This is a genomic window from Kocuria sp. ZOR0020 (assembly GCF_000800955.1).
In the GTDB taxonomy this organism is placed as follows: domain Bacteria; phylum Actinomycetota; class Actinomycetes; order Actinomycetales; family Micrococcaceae; genus Kocuria; species Kocuria subflava.
Genome location: NZ_JROX01000424.1, coordinates 1 through 297 on the forward strand (window position 1 = coordinate 1; position 297 = coordinate 297).

At 64.0% G+C, this 297-nt stretch carries 1 protein-coding gene; it reads left to right on the forward strand.

What is annotated here, in order from left to right:
• Positions 1–275 (forward strand): integrase core domain-containing protein (locus tag L979_RS14055; RefSeq protein WP_047692893.1); only part of this gene is annotated, 275 nt, incomplete at its 5' end.
• Between the last annotated feature and the right edge of the window lie 22 nt (positions 276–297).

Genomic DNA, 297 nt, shown 5'->3' on the forward strand with positions numbered 1-297 from the left:
ACGCGCTCGTGACCGCGGGAGTGACCGCGTCGGTCGGCACCGTCGGGGATTCTTATGACAATGCCCTGGCAGAAACGGTCAATGGTCTCTATAAGACCGAGATCATCTATTCCAAGCGCGTCTGGCCCTCGGCTACTGCGGTGGAGATCGCGACGTTGGACTGGGTCCACTGGTGGAACACGGCTCGGCTCCACGAACGACTGGGGTACCGGACCCCGGTCGAGGTCGAGGCTGCTTACACTGACCTCGAGGTGACCGCGCCCGCGGTGCCCTGACCTCGGAACGAAACCCAGGGCG